The organism is Kaistia granuli DSM 23481, from assembly GCF_000380505.1.
Taxonomy (GTDB): domain Bacteria; phylum Pseudomonadota; class Alphaproteobacteria; order Rhizobiales; family Kaistiaceae; genus Kaistia; species Kaistia granuli.
The window spans coordinates 1-18,467 of the sequence record NZ_AQYH01000014.1 but is presented as its reverse complement, the minus strand read 5'-3'; the positions used below and the strand labels follow the sequence as shown (position 1 = coordinate 18,467).

Here is an 18,467-nt window from a genome sequence, read left to right as displayed (position 1 = left end):
CCTGACGGGCGAGCAGGATGTGCTCGCGGGTCTGCGGCATCGGGCCGTCGGCAGCCGACACGACCAGGATCGCGCCGTCCATCTGCGCCGCGCCGGTGATCATGTTCTTCACATAATCGGCGTGACCGGGGCAGTCGACGTGAGCGTAGTGACGGTTGGCCGTCTCGTACTCGACATGCGACGTCGAGATCGTGATGCCGCGCGCCTTCTCTTCCGGCGCTGCGTCGATCTGGTCGTATGCCTTGAAGGTCGCGCCGCCGGACTTGGCCAGCGTCTTCGTGATCGCCGCCGTCAGCGACGTCTTGCCGTGATCAACATGGCCAATCGTGCCAATGTTGCAGTGCGGCTTGTTGCGCTCGAATTTCTCTTTACCCATCGGACTTCTCCGTCGTGTCTGTCAGCAGGTTCGGTTTCGCGTGAAAGGCCTAGGCGTACTTCGCCTGGACCTCCTGAGCGACGGCCTGCGGGACCTGCTCATAATGATCAAACTGCATCGTGTAGCTCGCGCGGCCCTGGCTCATCGAGCGCAGGTTGTTCACGTAAGAGAACATGTTGGCGAGCGGAACGAAGGCCGTGATGACATTCGCGTTGCCGCGCATGTCCTGGCCCTGGATCTGGCCACGGCGCGAATTAAGATCGCCGATAACCGAACCCACATATTCTTCCGGCGAGACGACCTCAACCTTCATGACGGGCTCGAGAAGGGCCGGATTGGCCTTCATGAGACCTTCGCGAAGAGCCGCGCGGGACGCGATTTCGAACGCGATCGCCGAGGAGTCGACTTCGTGGTAGGCGCCGTCGATCAGGGCGATCTTGACGTCCACGACCGGGAAGCCCGCGATCGGGCCCGAGGTCATGACCGAATTCAGGCCCTTTTCGACGCCGGGGACGTATTCCTTCGGAACCACGCCACCGATGATCTTGTTTTCGAAGGTGTAACCAGCACCAATCTCGTTCGGCTCGATGACGAACTTGACGCGGGCGAACTGGCCCGTACCGCCGGTCTGCTTCTTGTGGGTGTAATCGATCTCGGTCGCCTTGCGGATGGTCTCGCGGTAGGCAACCTGCGGCGCACCAACATTCACGTTGATGTTGTACGGCGCACGACGAAGGATATCGATCTTGATGTCGAGGTGAAGCTCGCCCATCCCCTTGATGATCGTCTGGCCGGACTCGCTGTCCGTCGAAACGCGGAAGGACGGATCCTCGGAAGCCAGCTTCTGCAGGGCGGTGCCCAGCTTCTCCTGGTCTGCCTTCGAAGCCACTTCCACCGACATTTCGATGACCGGCTCGGGGAATTCCATCTTCTCGAGGATCACCGGAGCGGCGGGATCGCAGAGCGTATCGCCGGTACGGGTTTCCTTGAGGCCAACCAGAGCGACGATGTCGCCGGCATAGGCCACTTCGATGTCTTCACGCGAGTTGGCGTGCATCGCAACCATGCGGCCGATACGCTCCTTCTTCTCCTTGGTGGAGTTGAGAAGCGTAGTGCCCTTGTTCAGGACGCCGGAGTAGATGCGAGCGAACGTCAGGATACCGAAGGGATCTTCGATGATCTTGAACGCCAGCATGGCGAGCGGCTCGTCGTCGGTCGAATGACGCTCGACTTCCTGCTCGGTCTTGACGTCGATGCCCTTGGTCGGCGGCACATCGACCGGCGACGGAAGGAAGTCAACGACGGCGTCGAGCAGCGTCTGAACGCCCTTGTTCTTGAAGGCCGAGCCAGCGAGAACCGGGAACCAGGTCGAATGCAGCACGGCCTTGCGGATCAACGCCTTCAGCGTCGCTTCGTCAGGCTCGTTGCCTTCGAGATAGGCTTCCATCGCGGCGTCGTCGAGCTCGACGGCGGCTTCGATCAGAGCGGCGCGGAAAGCGGTCGCCTTCTCGAGGAGATCCGCCGGGATCTCTTCTTCGTCGTACATCGCGCCGATCGAGTCGTCGTTCCAGACGCAAGCCTTCATGGTGATCAGGTTGATCACACCCTTGAAGTCCTGCTCGGCGCCGATCGGCAGCTGGATCGGGACAGCGCGAGCGCCGAGGCGCTGCTTGATGTCCGCCAGGCACATCTCGAAGTTCGCGCCGGTCTTGTCCATCTTGTTACAGAAGACAATGCGCGGAACGTGATACTTGTCGCCCTGACGCCAGACCGTTTCGGTCTGCGGCTCGACGCCCTGGTTCGAATCCAGCACGCAAACAGCGCCATCGAGAACACGCAGCGAACGCTCGACTTCGATCGTGAAGTCGACGTGGCCGGGGGTGTCGATGATGTTCAGGCGCTTGCCGTTCCACGACGTCGTGGTAGCAGCCGACGTGATCGTGATGCCGCGTTCCTGCTCCTGCTCCATGTAATCCATGGTAGCAGCGCCGTCATGCGTCTCGCCGATCTTGTGGTTTCTGCCTGAATAAAACAGGATCCGCTCGGTCGTCGTCGTCTTGCCCGCGTCGATGTGGGCCATGATTCCGAAGTTGCGGTAGTCGTCGATCTTATGCGTGCGGGCCATGATGGGCTGCCTTTGTCCGATCGTTACCAGCGATAGTGCGAGAACGCGCGGTTGGCTTCGGCCATCCGGTGCGTGTCTTCGCGCTTCTTCACGGCGTTGCCGCGGCTGTTCGAGGCGTCCAGCAGTTCGCCCGACAGACGCTCGATCATGGTCTTCTCGTTGCGGCCACGAGCCGCCGTGAGCAACCAACGAATGGCGAGGGCCTGACGACGATCCGTGCGGACCTCGACGGGAACCTGGTAGGTCGCACCACCGACACGACGCGAACGCACTTCGATGTGCGGAGCGACGTTGTCCAGAGCCTGGCGGAACACCACGACGGGCTCCTGCTTGGTCCGGTTCTGGATGATGTCGAACGCACCGTAAACGATGCTCTCGGCGACCGACTTCTTGCCGTCATACATGACGGCATTCATGAACTTGGTGACGACGATATCGCCGAACTTGGGGTCCGGGATGATCTCGCGCTTCTCTGCACTATGGCGACGGGACATTGTTCCTGATCCCTATTACTTCGGACGCTTCGCGCCGTACTTGGAACGACGCTGCTTACGGCCCTTGACACCCTGGGTGTCGAGCACGCCGCGCAGAATGTGGTAGCGCACGCCCGGCAGATCCTTGACGCGGCCGCCACGGATCATGACGACAGAGTGCTCCTGCAGGTTGTGGCCTTCGCCCGGGATATAGCCAATGACTTCAAAGCCATTGGTAAGGCGAACCTTCGCGACCTTACGAAGTGCCGAGTTCGGCTTCTTCGGAGTGGTCGTATAGACGCGAGTGCAAACGCCGCGCTTCTGCGGGTTCTCCTGCAGCGCCGGAACCTTGTTCCGCTTCGCCGGTGCTTGACGCGGCTTGCGGATGAGCTGGTTAATTGTCGGCATGCTTCGCCTTTCAGCTAGCCTACGGTTCTGTTTCTCTCCGCCTTCGCACCTCTGCCACAACCGTACGGCCATGAACAAAGAGCGCCCGTACCGCAAACTGCGGAGGCGCTACGAAATGCAGAGGATCACGGCGTTCGCCGCGATCGTGCGTGTCGTTCTAACGTCTGTTTCGATCCCGACAGTGTTTAAGCCTGAACTCCGCGACGCGTCGTCGCTGGAAAATTTGGGCTTACCACCTGCCTGAAAGCTTGCGGAACCTACTTATTCGGGCGGTTCCAGTCAACCCCTGTGTGGGGTTCTTTTCGACAGCGCATCCGGGGCAAGGATCGCACATCGAGGGCCGGATTCCAGCAACTTATGCAAAGTCCGCTGGCCTATCACGCAGTGTTGTTGCGGCGCCGCCGGAGCGGCGCCTGGAGCGGTACCGGAATGGCCTGATTCACTCCGGTGCCTCTGTCCGGACAGAGAACCCGATTCCTTTCTGTCCGGTTACGATCATCAAGATTCGGACGGTTTCTTCGCCGACGACTCGGCCGTTATGGCGGTGATCGACCATTTCGGCAAACGAATCTCCCATTTTGAAGAATCGCCTCTCGCCGCCCTCGCTCGTGACCTCAATCGTGCCGGCAAGGATGTAGGCGTAGGCCGGGACCGGATGGCTGTGCCAGCCCGTCTCGCCGCCCGGCGGTATTTCCACGATCAGGGACTGGACCAGGGGCTCGTTGGTGACGGGGTAGCGGATCGGATCGCCACTCGTCGTCGTCATCGTCTCCAGGATCCGTTTCACCTTAACGGACGGCTTGTAGCTTTCCTCGGCATGCGCCGCGGTCACGGCAAGCATGGCGCCGAGCACCCATGCGATCGAACGTTTCATAGCCCCTCCCCAGTCACGCCGGCGCGGACGACGGTCCGTCGCGAATGGTCGTGCTGTTCCCGGAGCCATTGATAGGCAATCCAGCGGTAAAGAAAAGGCCGCGCGATGCGCGGCCTCGGGAGCTTCGAAATTTCGGCGGGAGCTGGCGGGGCAAGGGCCGCGTCAGTAGGCGACGCCGCCACCGCCCGGCTTCGTGAGCAGGAGGTCGCCGGTCGAACTGGCATTGTCCTGCAGCGAGGCGCCCCAGGCCCTCACCTGATCGTCATAGCTATCGCGGGTCCGCGCGTCGAGGACGGCGACCGGGGCCGTCACGATCAGACCGGCGGCCGTGCCGACGCTCGCGGCCGCCCCCGTCGTCACGGCAACCAGCTTGTCGCCGAGCGCGACATGCGAGTCCGTCATCGTCTGGCCAGAAGCCAGACGGGTCCCGATCAACTGCACGACCTCGGGACTGGCTGCGAACTTCGCATGGTTGAGCTTGTCATCGGTATGGAGCCTGGTGAGGTCGATGACGGTGATCCGATCCGCCGCCATCTCCGACGCAAACGGCTCTCGGGCGACGTCAATCTGCCCGAGTCTCTCCACATTTCCCCACACCCGACGGGAAAACTTCAACGCTCGGTCGTCCTGCGAGACGAACAAGGTGAAGTTCGGCCCCTTGGGCCCGATATCGACCATCTGGCGGCGGAACACGTCGACATCGACATCCGGCGCCGCGAGCATGACGTTCTTGATTTTCGGCGCTATCCGCTTGTCGCGGATGGCCATCTGCCGAAGCGCTTCGAGCGCGACCCAATTGCCCATCGAATGGGCCAGGATCGACACCTCCTCAACGTTCGGATCATCCGCCAGCGATTTCAGCAGAAGCTCCAGGGCATCCCGCGAATAATTGGTGCTTTCGCGATCATAGCCATAGGCCAGCACACTGCCCCGCGACGGCCACGTGAACAGGATCGGCACCACGCTCGCATCCGAGTCATGCACGATCTGGGCGAAGCGGTAGACCGCATCCTCGAACCGATTGTTGAAGCCATGGATGAAGACGAGCGCCTGTCGCCGGGGCGAGGCCTTGATCTTGCGGTTGAACCAAGCCCTGGCCTGGGCGAGGTCCATGTCCTCAGCCTTGACCGTCACGAAGTCCGTCGCGGGATTGCCCGGCAGCTTCTTCGGCCACTGGACATCGCCCTTCTTGCGTTGCGCGTCCGGAGGTACCGAGACGACGATATTGGCGAAGTCGATGGCGCGGCCACGCTCGCCGGTAAACATTTGGCCCGGGGTGTTCGACCGCTGACGGGTGGTGGCGACCGCCATGTCGACAGTACTGGAACCAGGCACCGGCGTGGAGACGTCGACCGGTAGAAGCACGTCCTTCGGCCGACCTGCGCAGCCCGCCAGAAGACCAATGACGACGAGGCTGGTGACCCCTGCCCTGACGAGAACCGAAACGCTACGCAAGTCGAACTACCCCCGAAAAGGACGAGAGGTCTTGCCCGCGAGGCTCAAGACCGGGACCACCCTACCCCATCCCTATGACAAGATGCACTCAGAGTGGCAGCGAAGGGAAGAGCCTCGGACCGAGAATAGTTCGGCCACGAAAAAGGCCGCCCGAAGGCGGCCTTTTCCTGCTTTTGCGACGGCCGATTACTCGGCCGCGTTGGTAAGATCGCCGAGCAGACCAGCCGGCGCTGCCGCCGGGGCCGAGGCCGCCGAAGAACGGCGACGCTCCTCGAGGATCAGCTCGTCGCGCTTGGTCGCGATCTCGCGGATCCGGCCCATCGTGCCACCCGTGCCAGCCGGGATCAGACGACCGACGATGATGTTCTCCTTGAGACCATCGAGCGGGTCGACCTTGCCGTTGACGGCCGCCTCGGTGAGGACGCGGGTCGTCTCCTGGAAGGACGCGGCCGAGAAGAACGACCGGGTCTGCAAGCTGGCCTTGGTGATGCCGAGCAGGACCGGATTGCCGAGGGCGATCTTCTTGCCTTCGACCTTGGCCTTCTCGTTGACGACGTCGAACTCCAGACGGTCGATCTGCTCGCCGTTGAAGAATTCGGTTTCGCCGGCGTCGAAGACCTCGACCTTCTGCAGCATCTGGCGAACGATCACCTCGATGTGCTTGTCGTTGATCTGCACACCCTGGAGCCGGTAGACGTCCTGGATTTCGTTGACGAGGTAGGCCGCGAGTGCCTCCACGCCCTTGATCGCCAAGATGTCATGCGGCGCCGGGTTGCCGTCCATGATGTAGTCGCCCTTCTCCACGGCGTCGCCTTCCTGGAGATGGAACGGCTTGCCCTTCGGGATCAGGTACTCGATCGGCTCCAGCGGCTCGCCATCGATACCGATCGATCCCTCGACCGGCTCGACGATGACGCGACGCTTGTTCTTGTAGTCGCGGCCGAAGCGGATCGTGCCGTCCATTTCGGCGATGATGGCGTGATCCTTCGGACGACGCGCCTCGAACAGCTCCGCCACGCGCGGCAGACCGCCCGTGATGTCGCGCGTCTTGGCGCCTTCCGTCGGAATACGGGCCACCACGTCGCCGGCATGGACCGTCGAACCCGGATCAACCGAGAGGATGGTTTCCACCGACAGCATGTAGCGGGCTTCGCCACCGCGGGGCAACTTCAGGATCTTGCCGTCCTTGCCCTTGATCACGATCGCCGGCTTCAGGTCGCCGCCACGCGGATTGGCGCGCCAGTCGATGACAACACGCTTGGTGATGCCGGTCGACTCGTCCGCCGTTTCCACCACGGAAATGCCTTCGACCATGTCCTCATAGCCGATGGTACCCGAGACTTCCGTCAGAACCGGACGGGTGTAGGGGTCCCATTCCGCCAGGCGCTGGCCGCGCTTGACGTGATCGCCCTCGTCCACATGGACGCGCGAACCGTAGGTGACGCGGTTGACCGCGCGCTCGGTTCCGTCCTTGTCGACGATCACGATCGCCATGTTGCGGCCGAGAGCCACCAGCTTGCCACCGGAGTCACGCACCACGTTGCGATTACGCATCGTGACCGTGCCTTCGAAGCTCGACTCGATGAAGGACGAGTCGACCACCTGCGCCGTGCCACCGATGTGGAACGTACGCATGGTGAGCTGCGTGCCAGGTTCGCCGATGGACTGGGCCGCGATGACGCCGACGGCCTCGCCCATGTTGACGGTCGTGCCGCGAGCCAGATCGCGACCATAGCAAGCCGCGCAGACGCCGATCTTGGTGTCGCAGGTCAGCACCGAGCGGATCTTGACCGCCTGGACGCCAGCCTTCTCGACCAGGTCGACATCCTTCTCGACGATCAGGTGGCCGGCCGGAACCAGCACCTCGCCGGTAGCGCCCGACACGATGTCCTCTGCCGCCGTACGACCGAGAATACGCAGACCGAGCGACGCAACCACCTGGCCGCTGTCGATCACCGCCTGCATCTTCAGGCCGTTCGTCGTGCCGCAATCCTGCTCGATGATGATGCAGTCCTGCGCCACGTCGACGAGACGACGCGTCAGATAGCCGGAGTTTGCCGTCTTCAAGGCGGTATCGGCCAGACCCTTACGGGCACCGTGGGTCGAGTTGAAGTACTCGAGAACGGTCAGGCCTTCCTTGAAGTTCGAGATGATCGGGTTCTCGATGATCTCGCCCGACGGCTTGGTCATCAGACCACGCATGCCGGCAAGCTGCTTCATCTGGGTCGGCGAACCACGGGCACCCGAATGGCTCATCATGTAGATCGAGTTCATCGGCTTCTGACGGCCGGTTTCCTCGTCATGATGAACGGCGGAAATGCCCTTCATCATCTCGGCGGCGACCGCGTCGCCACACTTTGCCCAGGCGTCGACGACCTTGTTGTACTTCTCGCCGAAGGTGATCAGGCCGTCATTGTACTGCTGCTCGTAATCCTTGGCGAGCGCCTGCGTCTCCTCGACCAGCTTGGCCTTGGTCGGCGGGATGACCATGTCGTCCTTGCCGAAGGAAATGCCGGCACGGCAGGCTTCGCGGAAGCCGAGCGCCATGATGCGATCGCAGAAGATGACCGTCTCCTTCTGACCGCAATGGCGGTAGACGGCGTCGATCGTGTTCGAGACCTCCTTCTTCGTCATCAGCTTGTTGACGACGTCGAAGGGCAGGTTGTGGTGCTTCGGCAGGAGTTCGCCGATCAGCAGGCGGCCCGGGGTCGTGTCGTAGATCTTCGACGTGACGTTGCCGTCGGCGTCGACGCCACGATAGCGGCCCTTGATCTTGGTATGCAGCGTGATCGCCTTGGCGGCCAGCGCATGTTCGATCTCGGCGATCGAGCTCAGCAGCATGCCCTCGCCCGGCTCCTTGTCTGCCATGATCGACAGATAATAGAGGCCGAGAACGATGTCCTGCGACGGCACGATGATCGGCTGGCCGTTCGCGGGATGCAGGATGTTGTTGGTCGACATCATCAGCACGCGAGCTTCCAGCTGCGCTTCGAGCGACAGCGGAACGTGCACGGCCATCTGGTCACCGTCGAAGTCGGCGTTGAAGGCCGAGCAGACGAGCGGATGCAGCTGGATCGCCTTGCCTTCGATCAGCACGGGCTCGAAAGCCTGGATGCCGAGGCGGTGAAGCGTCGGAGCACGGTTCAGAAGGATCGGATGCTCGCGGATGACCTCGTCCAGGATATCCCAGACTTCCGGCTTTTCCTTCTCGACGAGCTTCTTCGCCTGCTTGACGGTGGACGAGAAGCCTTTGGCGTCGAGACGCGAATAGATGAACGGCTTGAACAGCTCGAGCGCCATCTTCTTCGGCAGGCCGCACTGGTGCAGCTTCATTTCCGGACCGACGACGATCACGGAACGGCCGGAGTAGTCGACGCGCTTGCCGAGCAGGTTCTGACGGAACCGGCCCTGCTTGCCCTTCAGCATGTCCGACAGCGACTTCAGCGGGCGCTTGTTGGCACCCGTGATGACGCGGCCGCGACGGCCGTTGTCGAACAGCGCATCGACCGCTTCCTGAAGCATGCGCTTCTCGTTGCGGATGATGATGTCCGGCGCGCGCAGCTCGATCAGCCGCTTCAGACGGTTGTTGCGGTTGATGACGCGGCGATACAGGTCGTTCAGGTCGGAGGTCGCGAAGCGGCCGCCATCGAGAGGCACGAGCGGACGCAGATCCGGCGGGATCACCGGGATCACCGTCATGATCATCCATTCCGGCCGATTGCCGGACTCGATGAAGGCTTCGACGAGCTTCAGGCGCTTGCCGAGCTTCTTGGGCTTCAGCTCCGAGGTCGACGTCGCGATCTCTTCGCGCAGGTCGACGGCGAGCTTCGGCAGGTCGAGCGCCATCATCATTTCGCGGATGGCTTCGGCGCCGATCAGGGCGGTGAAGCTATCATCGCCATACTCGTCCTGTGCGCGCAGGTACTCTTCCTCGGAGAGGAGCTGACGCTCCTTCAGAGGCGTGAGGCCCGGCTCTATGACGACGTAGTTCTCGAAATACAGGATGCGCTCGAGATCTTTCAGCGTCATGTCCATCAGCATGCCGATACGCGACGGCAGCGACTTCAGGAACCAGATGTGAGCGACGGGCGCTGCGAGCTCGATATGGCCCATGCGGTCACGCCGGACGCGTGCGAGCGTGACTTCCACGCCGCACTTCTCGCAGATGATGCCCTTGTACTTCATGCGCTTGTACTTGCCGCACAAGCACTCGTAATCCTTGATCGGCCCGAAAATGCGCGCGCAGAACAAGCCGTCGCGCTCAGGCTTGAACGTACGGTAGTTGATCGTTTCCGGCTTCTTGATCTCACCGTACGACCAGGACAGAATCTTCTCAGGGCTCGCAATGTGGATGCGGATCTGGTCGAAATTCTGTGCCGGCTGCGCCAGCGGATTGAAGATGTTCGCGACTTCTTGATTCATCGCCGATCTCCTTCGATGCCGGTGGCCGGTCGAGGACTACGCCTCATGCCGGACCACCGCATGTAAACTGAATGGGCCTCGTGGAAACCGCGGCGGATTATTCCGCCGCGTCCGGAAGCCGCGCGTTCGCTTCCGCATCCAAGGCTTTCTTGGACTGGTTGAGCTCGACGTCGAGCCCGAGCGACCGCATTTCCTTGACCAGCACGTTGAACGATTCCGGAATACCGGCCTCGAACGTGTCGTCACCGCGGACGATCGCCTCGTAGACCTTGGTACGGCCGGCCACGTCATCGGACTTCACGGTCAGCATTTCCTGCAGCGTGTAGGCGGCGCCATAGGCCTCGAGTGCCCACACCTCCATCTCGCCGAAGCGCTGGCCACCGAACTGCGCCTTACCACCCAGCGGCTGCTGCGTGACGAGCGAGTACGGTCCGATCGAACGCGCGTGGATCTTGTCGTCGACCAGATGGTGCAGCTTGAGCATGTAGATGTAGCCCACCGTCACCTTGCGGTCGAAGGTCTCGCCCGTCCGTCCGTCGTAAAGCACCGACTGACCCGAGGAATGCAGACCCGCCTCCTCCAGCATCTCGACGATGTCCGGCTCGCGCGCACCGTCGAAGACCGGCGTCGCAATCGAGACACCCTTCTTCAGATGCTCGCTCATCCGGATGACCGAGGCGTCGTCCAGCTCCGAGACCGGCTCGTCCTTCGGACCGTTATAGATGCCGTCGAGGGTGAGGCGGAGCGGCTTGACGTCGCCCGACTTCTTATAATCCTCGAGCATCTTGCCGATCTTCAGGCCCATGCCCGCGCAAGCCCAGCCCAGATGCGTCTCCAGGATCTGGCCGACGTTCATGCGGCTCGGCACGCCGAGCGGGTTGAGCACGATGTCGACATGCGTGCCGTCCTCGAGGAACGGCATGTCCTGGACCGGGGTGATCCGCGACACGACGCCCTTGTTACCATGACGGCCGGCCATCTTGTCGCCCGGCTGGATCTTGCGCTTCACCGCGACGAAGACCTTGACCATCTTCATCACGCCCGGAGGCAGCTCGTCGCCGCGCTGCAGCTTCTCGACCTTGTCGATGAAGCGCTTCTCCAGCCGCTTGCGGCTCTCGTCATACGAGCCACGCAGCGCCTCGATCTCGCCCATCAGCTTCTCGTCGGCAACAGCGAACTGCCACCACTGCGAGCGCGGATACTCCTCGATGACATCGCGCGACAGCACGGTGTCCTTCTTGAAGTTCTTCGGGCCGCTCGAAGCGGTCTTGCCTTCGAACATGTCGATCAGGCGGCCATAGACGTTGCGGTCCAGGATGGCCTGCTCGTCGTCGCGGTCCTTGGCGAGACGCTCGATCTCTTCGCGCTCGATCGCCATCGCGCGCTCGTCCTTCTCCACGCCATGGCGGTTGAAGACGCGCACTTCCACGATGGTGCCGGTCACGCCCGGCGGCACGCGGAGCGAGGTATCGCGAACGTCGGAAGCCTTTTCGCCGAAGATGGCGCGCAGAAGCTTCTCTTCCGGCGTCATCGGGCTTTCGCCCTTCGGCGTGATCTTGCCGACGAGGATGTCGCCAGCCTGAACGTCGGCGCCGATATAGACGATGCCGGCTTCGTCGAGGTTCTTCAGCGCTTCTTCCGAAACGTTCGGAATGTCGCGCGTGATTTCCTCAGGACCGAGCTTGGTGTCACGCGCCATGACCTCGAACTCCTCGATATGGATCGAGGTGAAGACGTCATCCGACACGATACGCTCGGACAGGAGGATCGAGTCCTCGAAGTTGTAGCCGTTCCACGGCATGAACGCGACGAGCACGTTCCGGCCGAGCGCCAGATCACCGAGATCCGTCGACGGGCCGTCCGCCAGAATGTCACCCTTGCCGACGCGATCGCCCACGCGGACAAGCGGCCGCTGGTTGATGCAGGTCGACTGGTTCGAACGCTGGAACTTCATCAGACGATAGATATCGACACCCGACTTCGAAGGATCAAGATCCTCCGTCGCACGGATAACGATACGGGTCGCGTCGACCTGGTCGACGACGCCGCCGCGGCGGGCCGCGATGGCAGCGCCCGAGTCACGGGCCACGACCGATTCCATGCCGGTTCCGACGAACGGCGCTTCGGCGCGAACGAGCGGCACCGCCTGGCGCTGCATGTTCGAACCCATCAGGGCGCGGTTGGCGTCGTCGTTCTCGAGGAACGGGATCAGCGCCGCGGCGACCGAGACGAGCTGCTTCGGCGACACGTCCATGAAGTCGACGCGGTCCGAGGTCACCATGACGTTTTCGCCGGAATGACGGCAGACGATCAGGTCTTCGGTCAGCTTGCCGGCCGGGTCGAGCGCCACGTTCGCCTGGGCGACGTAGTACTTCGACTCTTCCATGGCCGACAGATAGATGATGTCCATCGTCGCGACGCCGTCCTTGACGCGCCGGTACGGGCTCTCGATGAAGCCGTACTTGTTGACGCGGGCGAAGGTCGCGAGCGAGTTGATCAGACCGATATTCGGGCCTTCCGGCGTCTCGATCGGGCAGATACGGCCGTAATGCGTCGGGTGCACGTCGCGCACTTCGAAGCCGGCGCGCTCGCGCGTCAGACCGCCCGGGCCAAGCGCCGAAAGACGGCGCTTGTGGGTGATCTCGGACAGCGGGTTGGTCTGGTCCATGAACTGCGAGAGCTGCGAGGATCCGAAGAACTCGCGCACGGCGGCGGCCGCCGGCTTCGCATTGATCAGGTCCTGCGGCATCACGTTGCCGATTTCGACCGACGACATGCGCTCCTTGATCGCCCGCTCCATGCGGAGCAGACCGACGCGGTACTGGTTCTCCATGAGCTCGCCGACCGAACGCACGCGGCGATTGCCGAGATTGTCGATGTCGTCGATCTCGCCCTTGCCGTCACGCAGCTCGACAAGCGTCTTGATGACGGCGAGGATGTCCTCCTTGCGGAGAACACGCATCGTGTCCGGCGCGTCGAGGTCGAGGCGCATGTTCATCTTGACGCGGCCGACAGCCGACAGGTCGTAGCGCTCGCTGTCGAAGAACAGCGACTGGAACATCGCCGTCGCGGTATCGACCGTCGGCGGCTCGCCCGGACGCATGACGCGGTAGATGTCGAACAGCGCGTCTTCACGCGACTCGTTCTTGTCAACGGCGAGCGTGTTGCGGATATAGGCGCCGATATTGATGTGGTCGATGTCGAGCACCGTCACTTCGTCGTAGCCGGCCTCGTCCAGGACTTCGAGCAGCTTCTCGCTGATCTCGTCGCCGGCCTCGGCATAGACTTCACCCGTCGACGGGTTGACGATGTCCTCGGCGATATAGGTGCCGTGCAGGTCCTCGTTGAGAACCTTCAGCGCCTTGACGCCCTTCTCGGCCAGGCTGCGGGCGGCGCGCGCCGTCAGCTTCTTGCCGGCTTCGACCACGACTTCGCCGGTGTCGGCGTCGATCAGGTCGGTCGCGGCCTTCAGGCCCTTCATGCGCGCCGGATCATACGGCATGCGCCAGCCGTCGCCGACCTTGGAGTAGACGATCTTCGTATAGAAGGTGTCGAGGATCTCCTCGCCGTCCATGCCGAGCGCGAACATCAGCGACGTCACCGGAATCTTGCGGCGACGGTCGATGCGGGCGTGCACGATGTCCTTGGCGTCGAATTCGATGTCGAGCCAGGAACCGCGATACGGAATGATGCGGGCGGCGAACAGGAGCTTGCCCGACGAATGGGTCTTGCCCTTGTCATGATCGAAGAAGACGCCCGGCGAGCGGTGCATCTGCGAGACGATCACGCGCTCGGTGCCGTTGACGATGAAGGTGCCGTTGGAGGTCATGAGCGGCATTTCGCCCATGTAGACTTCCTGCTCCTTGATGTCCTTGACGGACTTGGCGCCGGTGTCCTCGTCGACATCGAACACGATCAGGCGCAGCGTGACCTTGAGCGGCGCCGAGAAGGTGATGCCGCGCTGGCGGCACTCATCGACGTCATACTTCGGCGGATCGAAGTCATAACGGACGAACTCGAGCAGCGACGTGTTCGAGAAATCGGAGATCGGGAAGACGGATTTGAAGACAGCCTGCAGACCTTCGTCCGGACGCCCGCCCTTCGCTTCCTCAACCATGAGGAATTGGTCGTAGGACGCCTTCTGAACCTCGATGAGGTTCGGCATCTCGGCTACGTCGCCGATGGACCCGAAGACCTTGCGGATGCGCTTACGACCGGTGAATTCCAGGGCCATGTTCGCTCCTTCTTTACGTTCAAGAACAGCTATCCGGAAAGCCGTACAGCCGCGCTCGGGCGCGGCTCTCTGGATAGCGGTCCTTATGGACCACGATGGAAACCGGCCCCGGCAATCCGGGGCCGGCCGAATTCAGTCGACTTACTTGACGTCGACCTTGGCGCCTGCGCCCTCGAGCTGAGCCTTGAGCTTGGCAGCCTCGTCCTTCGAGACGGCTTCCTTCACGGCCTTCGGAGCAGCTTCGACCAGGTCCTTGGCTTCCTTGAGGCCAAGAGCCGTGATCGCGCGGACTTCCTTGATCACGTTGATCTTGTTCGCGCCGGCCTCAACGAGGATGACGTCGAACTCGGTCTTCTCTTCAACGGCGGCAGCCGGAGCAGCAGCTGCTGCAGCAGCAGCGACCGGAGCCGCAGCCGAAACGCCCCACTTCTCTTCGAGAAGCTTGGAGAGCTCAGCAGCCTCGAGCACGGTCAGGGCGGACAGATCGTCCACAATCTTTGCAAGATCAGCCATTTTATCTTCCTGTCAGTTCGAACTTCAATTGATGAGAGAACGGCCTACGCCGCTTCATCCTTCTTGGCATAGGCGCCGAACACGCGGGCAAGCTGTGCCGCGGGTGCGCTGACGACCGTCGCGATCTTGGTAGCCGGGGCCGAGATAAGGCCGATCAGCTTGCCGCGCAGTTCGTCGAGCGACGGCAGCGTGGCAAGAGCCTTGACGCCGTTCGGATCCAGATTGGTCTTGCCCATCGCGCCGCCGAGAATGACGAGCTTGTCATTCGTCTTGGCGAAATCGGCCACGACCTTGGGAGCTGCCACCGGATCGTCGGAATAAGCGACGAGCGTCGGACCTGTGAACAGGTCCGCAATGTGAGCAGACTCAGTGCCTTGAAGGGCGAGCTTGACGAGGCGGTTCTTTGCGACCTTTACGCTGACCCCTGCCACGCGAGCCTTGCCACGAAGGGCGGTGAGCTCGGCGACGGTGAGGCCGGCATAGTGTGCCACGACGACGACATTGGTCTCCTGGAAGACCTCGTTCATCGTCGAGACAAGTTCGCGTTTTTCCGCTCTTTCCACTTGCCTCTCTCCAGTTGGCGGCCGACATTTCGGTCGGGTCCGCCGGTTACGTATGCCACGACCAGATATCCGATCGCGGCGCTGCGTGCCTGTCCCCCGACAGCTCTTGCGAGAAGCCGGGTCAAAGAGGTTCGAACCGATCACCGGCTTGCGCCGGAAAACCTTTCTTCCCCCCGTCTATGCAGGAGATTAAGCCGGCAAGCCGGCCCCTGCAGTCTCGGACAGGTAGTGACCGGACGGAGGGCGAACCCTCCGTCGGCCTTTTGCCGCCCGGTCGCCCGGACGGAAACTTTGCGCCTTAGGCGCCGAGCACCGTCGCCGGATCGACATGGACGCCGGGGCCCATGGTCGAGGAAACGGCGACCTTCTGCAGGTAGGTGCCCTTGGCGCCCGTCGGGCGAGCCTTCTGCACCGCGTCTGCGAACGCCTTGATGTTCTGGACCAGCTTCTCGGTGTCGAAGCTCGCCTTGCCGATGCCGGCGTGGATGATACCAGCCTTCTCGACGCGGAACTCGACGGAGCCGCCCTTGGCGCCCTTGACGGCGGTGGCGACGTCCATGGTCACCGAACCGACCTTCGGGTTCGGCATCAGGCCGCGCGGGCCGAGCACCTTACCGAGACGGCCGACCAGCGGCATCATGTCCGGCGTGGCAATGCAGCGATCGAAATCGATGGTGCCGCCCTGGACGATCTCGAGCAGGTCCTCGGCGCCGACGATATCGGCACCGGCTGCCTTGGCTTCGTCAGCCTTGGCGCCGCGCGCGAAAACCGCGACGCGAACCGTACGGCCGGAGCCGTTCGGCAGATTGCAGACGCCGCGGACCATCTGGTCGGCGTGACGCGGGTCGACGCCGAGATTGAGAGCAACCTCGATCGTCTCGTCGAACTTCGCGTTGGCGCGATCCTTGATGAGCGCAACAGCGACGCTGATCGGATAGAGCTTGTTGCGATCGATACCCTCGCGGGCGTTGATGACGCGTTTGCCGTGATGAGCCATGATCAGTCAACCACCGTGAGGCCAATGGACCGGGCAGAGCCCTCGATCATCCGAGCCGCCGCTTCGATATTCTCGGCGTTCAGATCCTTCATCTTCAGGGTCGCGATCTCGACGCACTGGGCATGCGTGACCGAGCCGGCGGGAGCGCCCTTGCCCGGCGTAGCGCCGCCCTTGGGGAGACCGGCAGCCTTCTTGAGAAGGAAGCTCACGGGAGCCGTCTTCATCACGAAGGTGAAGGACTTGTCCTGGTAATAGGTGATGACCACCGGTACCGGGGAGCCCTTTTCCATTTCCTGGGTCTGCGCGTTGAACGACTTGCAGAATTCCATGATGTTGATACCGCGCTGGCCCAGCGCGGGACCGATCGGCGGCGACGGCGTCGCCGATGCGGCCTTTACCTGAAGCTTCAGGTAGCCAGCAACTTTCTTTGCCATTTTGGTTCCTTTCCCATGCCGGCAACCCGCCGACGAGGTGGGCCGACATCACGTCGGCCCGGCGCCAGCCTCAGCTGGCAGGAATGGCGTGGTCCGGATGGCGACACCTGGCGAGCGCCGCACCCTCCCACGCCCAAACGATCAGAGCTTTTCGACCTGACCGTATTCGAGCTCCACCGGAGTGGCGCGCCCGAAAATCGACACGGCGACCTTGAGCCGCGCGCGGACCTCGTCGACTTCCTCGACCAGGCCATTGAACGAGGCGAACGGACCGTCCGAAACACGAACCTGCTCGCCGACCTCGAAGCTGACCGACGGCTTCGGCCGCTCCACGCCTTCCTGCACCTGGTGAATGATGCGGTTGGCTTCGGCTTCCGAAATCGGCATTGGCCGGTTGTCGGAACCGAGGAAACCCGTAACCTTGGGCGTGTTCTTGATCAGATGATAGGCGTCATCGGTCAGCGCCATCTTCACGAGTACGTAACCCGGGAAAAATTTGCGCTCGGCGTCGACCTTGCGGCCGCGCCGGACCTCGACGACCTTCTCGGTCGGAACCAGGATCTCGTCGAAAAGATCGGCAAGGCCACGCTGGCCCGCCTGCTCGCGGATGGACTCCGCGACCTTCTTCTCGAAGTTCGAATAGGCGTGGACGATATACCAGCGTTTATCCAATGAACTGCCCCCGCCTATCGACCGATGCCGAGCAGGAACGAGACGCCCCAGCTCAGACCGAAGTCGGCAACTGTGAAGAACAGGCTTGCCAGTACGGCCATAACGAAGACCATGACTGTCGTGATCGCGGTTTCGCGACGCGACGGCCAAACGACCTTCGATACCTCCGCACGCACCTGCTGGAGGAACGTAAATGGATTAGTTTTGGTGGCCATTACCCGCTCACGGCTTGCGGGCGCGCAAACTTCCGTCTGCGCACCCCGCTGGGAAGCGTTACATAGAACCGATCAATCGATTCCTCAAGTGTTAAATTGGCAGGGGCAGTAGGATTCGAACCTACGACCTACGGTTTTGGAGACCGTCGCTCTACCAGCTGAGCTATACCCCTACCGGAGCGAAGGACCGTTTCCGGTCCTCCCCAATACGTTCCGGCGACGCCCTGCTACTTAGCAGACCTGCGTCAACCTTGCATCACTTAATGATGCTGGCGACGACGCCCGCGCCGACGGTACGACCGCCTTCACGAATGGCGAAGCGCAGCTTCTCTTCCATGGCGATCGGCACGATCAGCTCGACATCCACCGAGATGTTGTCGCCCGGCATCACCATCTCGACGCCTTCCGGCAGCGTCACGACACCCGTCACGTCCGTCGTCCGGAAGTAGAACTGCGGACGGTAGTTCGTGAAGAACGGCGTATGACGGCCACCCTCTTCCTTCGTCAGGATGTAGGCCTCGGCCTTGAACACCGTATGCGGCGTCACCGAACCGGGCTTGCACAGAACCTGACCGCGCTCGACGCCTTCACGGTCAACGCCGCGAAGAAGAGCACCGATATTGTCGCCAGCCTGGCCCTGATCGAGCAGCTTGCGGAACATTTCAACGCCCGTGCAGGTCGTCTTGACGGTCGGACGGATGCCGAC

General features: G+C 62.3%; 15 protein-coding genes and 1 tRNA gene. All 16 read right to left on the bottom strand.

The window, feature by feature from the left end; genetic code table 11:
* A partial coding sequence (locus tag G342_RS0118550; protein ID WP_026304598.1) for a GTP-binding protein occupies positions 1-376 on the bottom strand: 376 nt, incomplete at its 3' end.
* A gap of 49 nt (positions 377-425) precedes the next feature.
* Positions 426-2,501, bottom strand: a complete 2,076-nt coding sequence (gene fusA / locus G342_RS0118545) for an elongation factor G (RefSeq protein WP_018184666.1) — start codon at positions 2,499-2,501, stop codon at positions 426-428.
* 23 nt (positions 2,502-2,524) lie between these two features.
* Complete coding sequence (rpsG, locus tag G342_RS0118540; RefSeq protein WP_018184665.1) at positions 2,525-2,995, bottom strand: 30S ribosomal protein S7; 471 nt, start codon at positions 2,993-2,995, stop codon at positions 2,525-2,527.
* A gap of 15 nt (positions 2,996-3,010) precedes the next feature.
* Positions 3,011-3,382 (bottom strand): 30S ribosomal protein S12, encoded by a 372-nt coding sequence (gene rpsL / locus G342_RS0118535; protein ID WP_018184664.1) that lies wholly within the window; start codon positions 3,380-3,382, stop codon positions 3,011-3,013.
* A 439-nt stretch (positions 3,383-3,821) separates the two neighbouring features.
* On the bottom strand, positions 3,822-4,256 hold the full coding sequence (locus tag G342_RS0118530; protein WP_018184663.1) for a cupin domain-containing protein: 435 nt from the start codon (positions 4,254-4,256) through the stop codon (positions 3,822-3,824).
* 162 nt (positions 4,257-4,418) lie between these two features.
* Entirely contained in the window at positions 4,419-5,711 is a 1,293-nt protein-coding gene (locus G342_RS24630; protein ID WP_051094341.1) for an alpha/beta hydrolase, read from the bottom strand.
* A 186-nt stretch (positions 5,712-5,897) separates the two neighbouring features.
* Positions 5,898-10,133, bottom strand: coding sequence for a DNA-directed RNA polymerase subunit beta' (gene rpoC, locus G342_RS0118520; protein ID WP_018184661.1), 4,236 nt, complete (start codon positions 10,131-10,133; stop codon positions 5,898-5,900).
* Positions 10,134-10,230: 97 nt separating this feature from the next.
* Positions 10,231-14,367 (bottom strand): DNA-directed RNA polymerase subunit beta, encoded by a 4,137-nt coding sequence (gene rpoB / locus G342_RS0118515; RefSeq protein ID WP_018184660.1) that lies wholly within the window; start codon positions 14,365-14,367, stop codon positions 10,231-10,233.
* 141 nt (positions 14,368-14,508) lie between these two features.
* The gene (gene rplL, locus G342_RS0118510) at positions 14,509-14,880 is read right to left on the bottom strand and encodes a 50S ribosomal protein L7/L12 (RefSeq protein ID WP_018184659.1); all 372 of its coding nucleotides are present in this window, start codon (positions 14,878-14,880) and stop codon (positions 14,509-14,511) included.
* Between the two features lie 44 nt (positions 14,881-14,924).
* Entirely contained in the window at positions 14,925-15,443 is a 519-nt protein-coding gene (rplJ, locus tag G342_RS0118505; protein ID WP_026304596.1) for a 50S ribosomal protein L10, read from the bottom strand.
* Between the two features lie 298 nt (positions 15,444-15,741).
* Positions 15,742-16,440: a 50S ribosomal protein L1 gene (gene rplA, locus G342_RS0118500; RefSeq protein ID WP_018184657.1), complete on the bottom strand. Its 699-nt coding sequence runs from the start codon at positions 16,438-16,440 to the stop codon at positions 15,742-15,744.
* Positions 16,441-16,442: 2 nt separating this feature from the next.
* Positions 16,443-16,874 carry a 50S ribosomal protein L11 gene (rplK, locus tag G342_RS0118495; protein WP_018184656.1) on the bottom strand — a complete coding sequence of 144 codons (432 nt, stop codon included), beginning with the start codon at positions 16,872-16,874 and terminating at the stop codon, positions 16,443-16,445.
* 141 nt (positions 16,875-17,015) lie between these two features.
* Positions 17,016-17,546 carry a transcription termination/antitermination protein NusG gene (gene nusG, locus G342_RS0118490; protein WP_018184655.1) on the bottom strand — a complete coding sequence of 177 codons (531 nt, stop codon included), beginning with the start codon at positions 17,544-17,546 and terminating at the stop codon, positions 17,016-17,018.
* Between the two features lie 14 nt (positions 17,547-17,560).
* Positions 17,561-17,761, bottom strand: a complete 201-nt coding sequence (secE, locus tag G342_RS0118485) for a preprotein translocase subunit SecE (RefSeq protein ID WP_018184654.1) — start codon at positions 17,759-17,761, stop codon at positions 17,561-17,563.
* A 97-nt stretch (positions 17,762-17,858) separates the two neighbouring features.
* A tRNA-Trp gene (locus tag G342_RS0118480) sits at positions 17,859-17,934 on the bottom strand.
* Between the two features lie 83 nt (positions 17,935-18,017).
* Positions 18,018-18,467: EF-Tu C-terminal domain-related protein (locus tag G342_RS0118475; RefSeq protein WP_018184653.1), on the bottom strand; the 450-nt coding region annotated here is incomplete at its 5' end.

Excerpts from the sequence above, each read along its gene's own strand:
- rpsG (WP_018184665.1), bottom strand. The coding sequence starts at position 2,995 with ATGTCCCGTCGCCATAGTGCAGAGAAGCGCGAGATCATCCCGGACCCC.
- rplA (WP_018184657.1), bottom strand. The coding sequence starts at position 16,440 with ATGGCTCATCACGGCAAACGCGTCATCAACGCCCGCGAGGGTATCGAT.
- secE (WP_018184654.1), bottom strand. The coding sequence starts at position 17,761 with ATGGCCACCAAAACTAATCCATTTACGTTCCTCCAGCAGGTGCGTGCG.
- rplL (WP_018184659.1), bottom strand. The coding sequence starts at position 14,880 with ATGGCTGATCTTGCAAAGATTGTGGACGATCTGTCCGCCCTGACCGTG.
- rplK (WP_018184656.1), bottom strand. The coding sequence starts at position 16,874 with ATGGCAAAGAAAGTTGCTGGCTACCTGAAGCTTCAGGTAAAGGCCGCA.
- G342_RS0118530 (WP_018184663.1), bottom strand. The coding sequence starts at position 4,256 with ATGAAACGTTCGATCGCATGGGTGCTCGGCGCCATGCTTGCCGTGACC.
- rpoB (WP_018184660.1), bottom strand. The coding sequence starts at position 14,367 with ATGGCCCTGGAATTCACCGGTCGTAAGCGCATCCGCAAGGTCTTCGGG.
- fusA (WP_018184666.1), bottom strand. The coding sequence starts at position 2,501 with ATGGCCCGCACGCATAAGATCGACGACTACCGCAACTTCGGAATCATG.
- rpsL (WP_018184664.1), bottom strand. The coding sequence starts at position 3,382 with ATGCCGACAATTAACCAGCTCATCCGCAAGCCGCGTCAAGCACCGGCG.
- rpoC (WP_018184661.1), bottom strand. The coding sequence starts at position 10,133 with ATGAATCAAGAAGTCGCGAACATCTTCAATCCGCTGGCGCAGCCGGCA.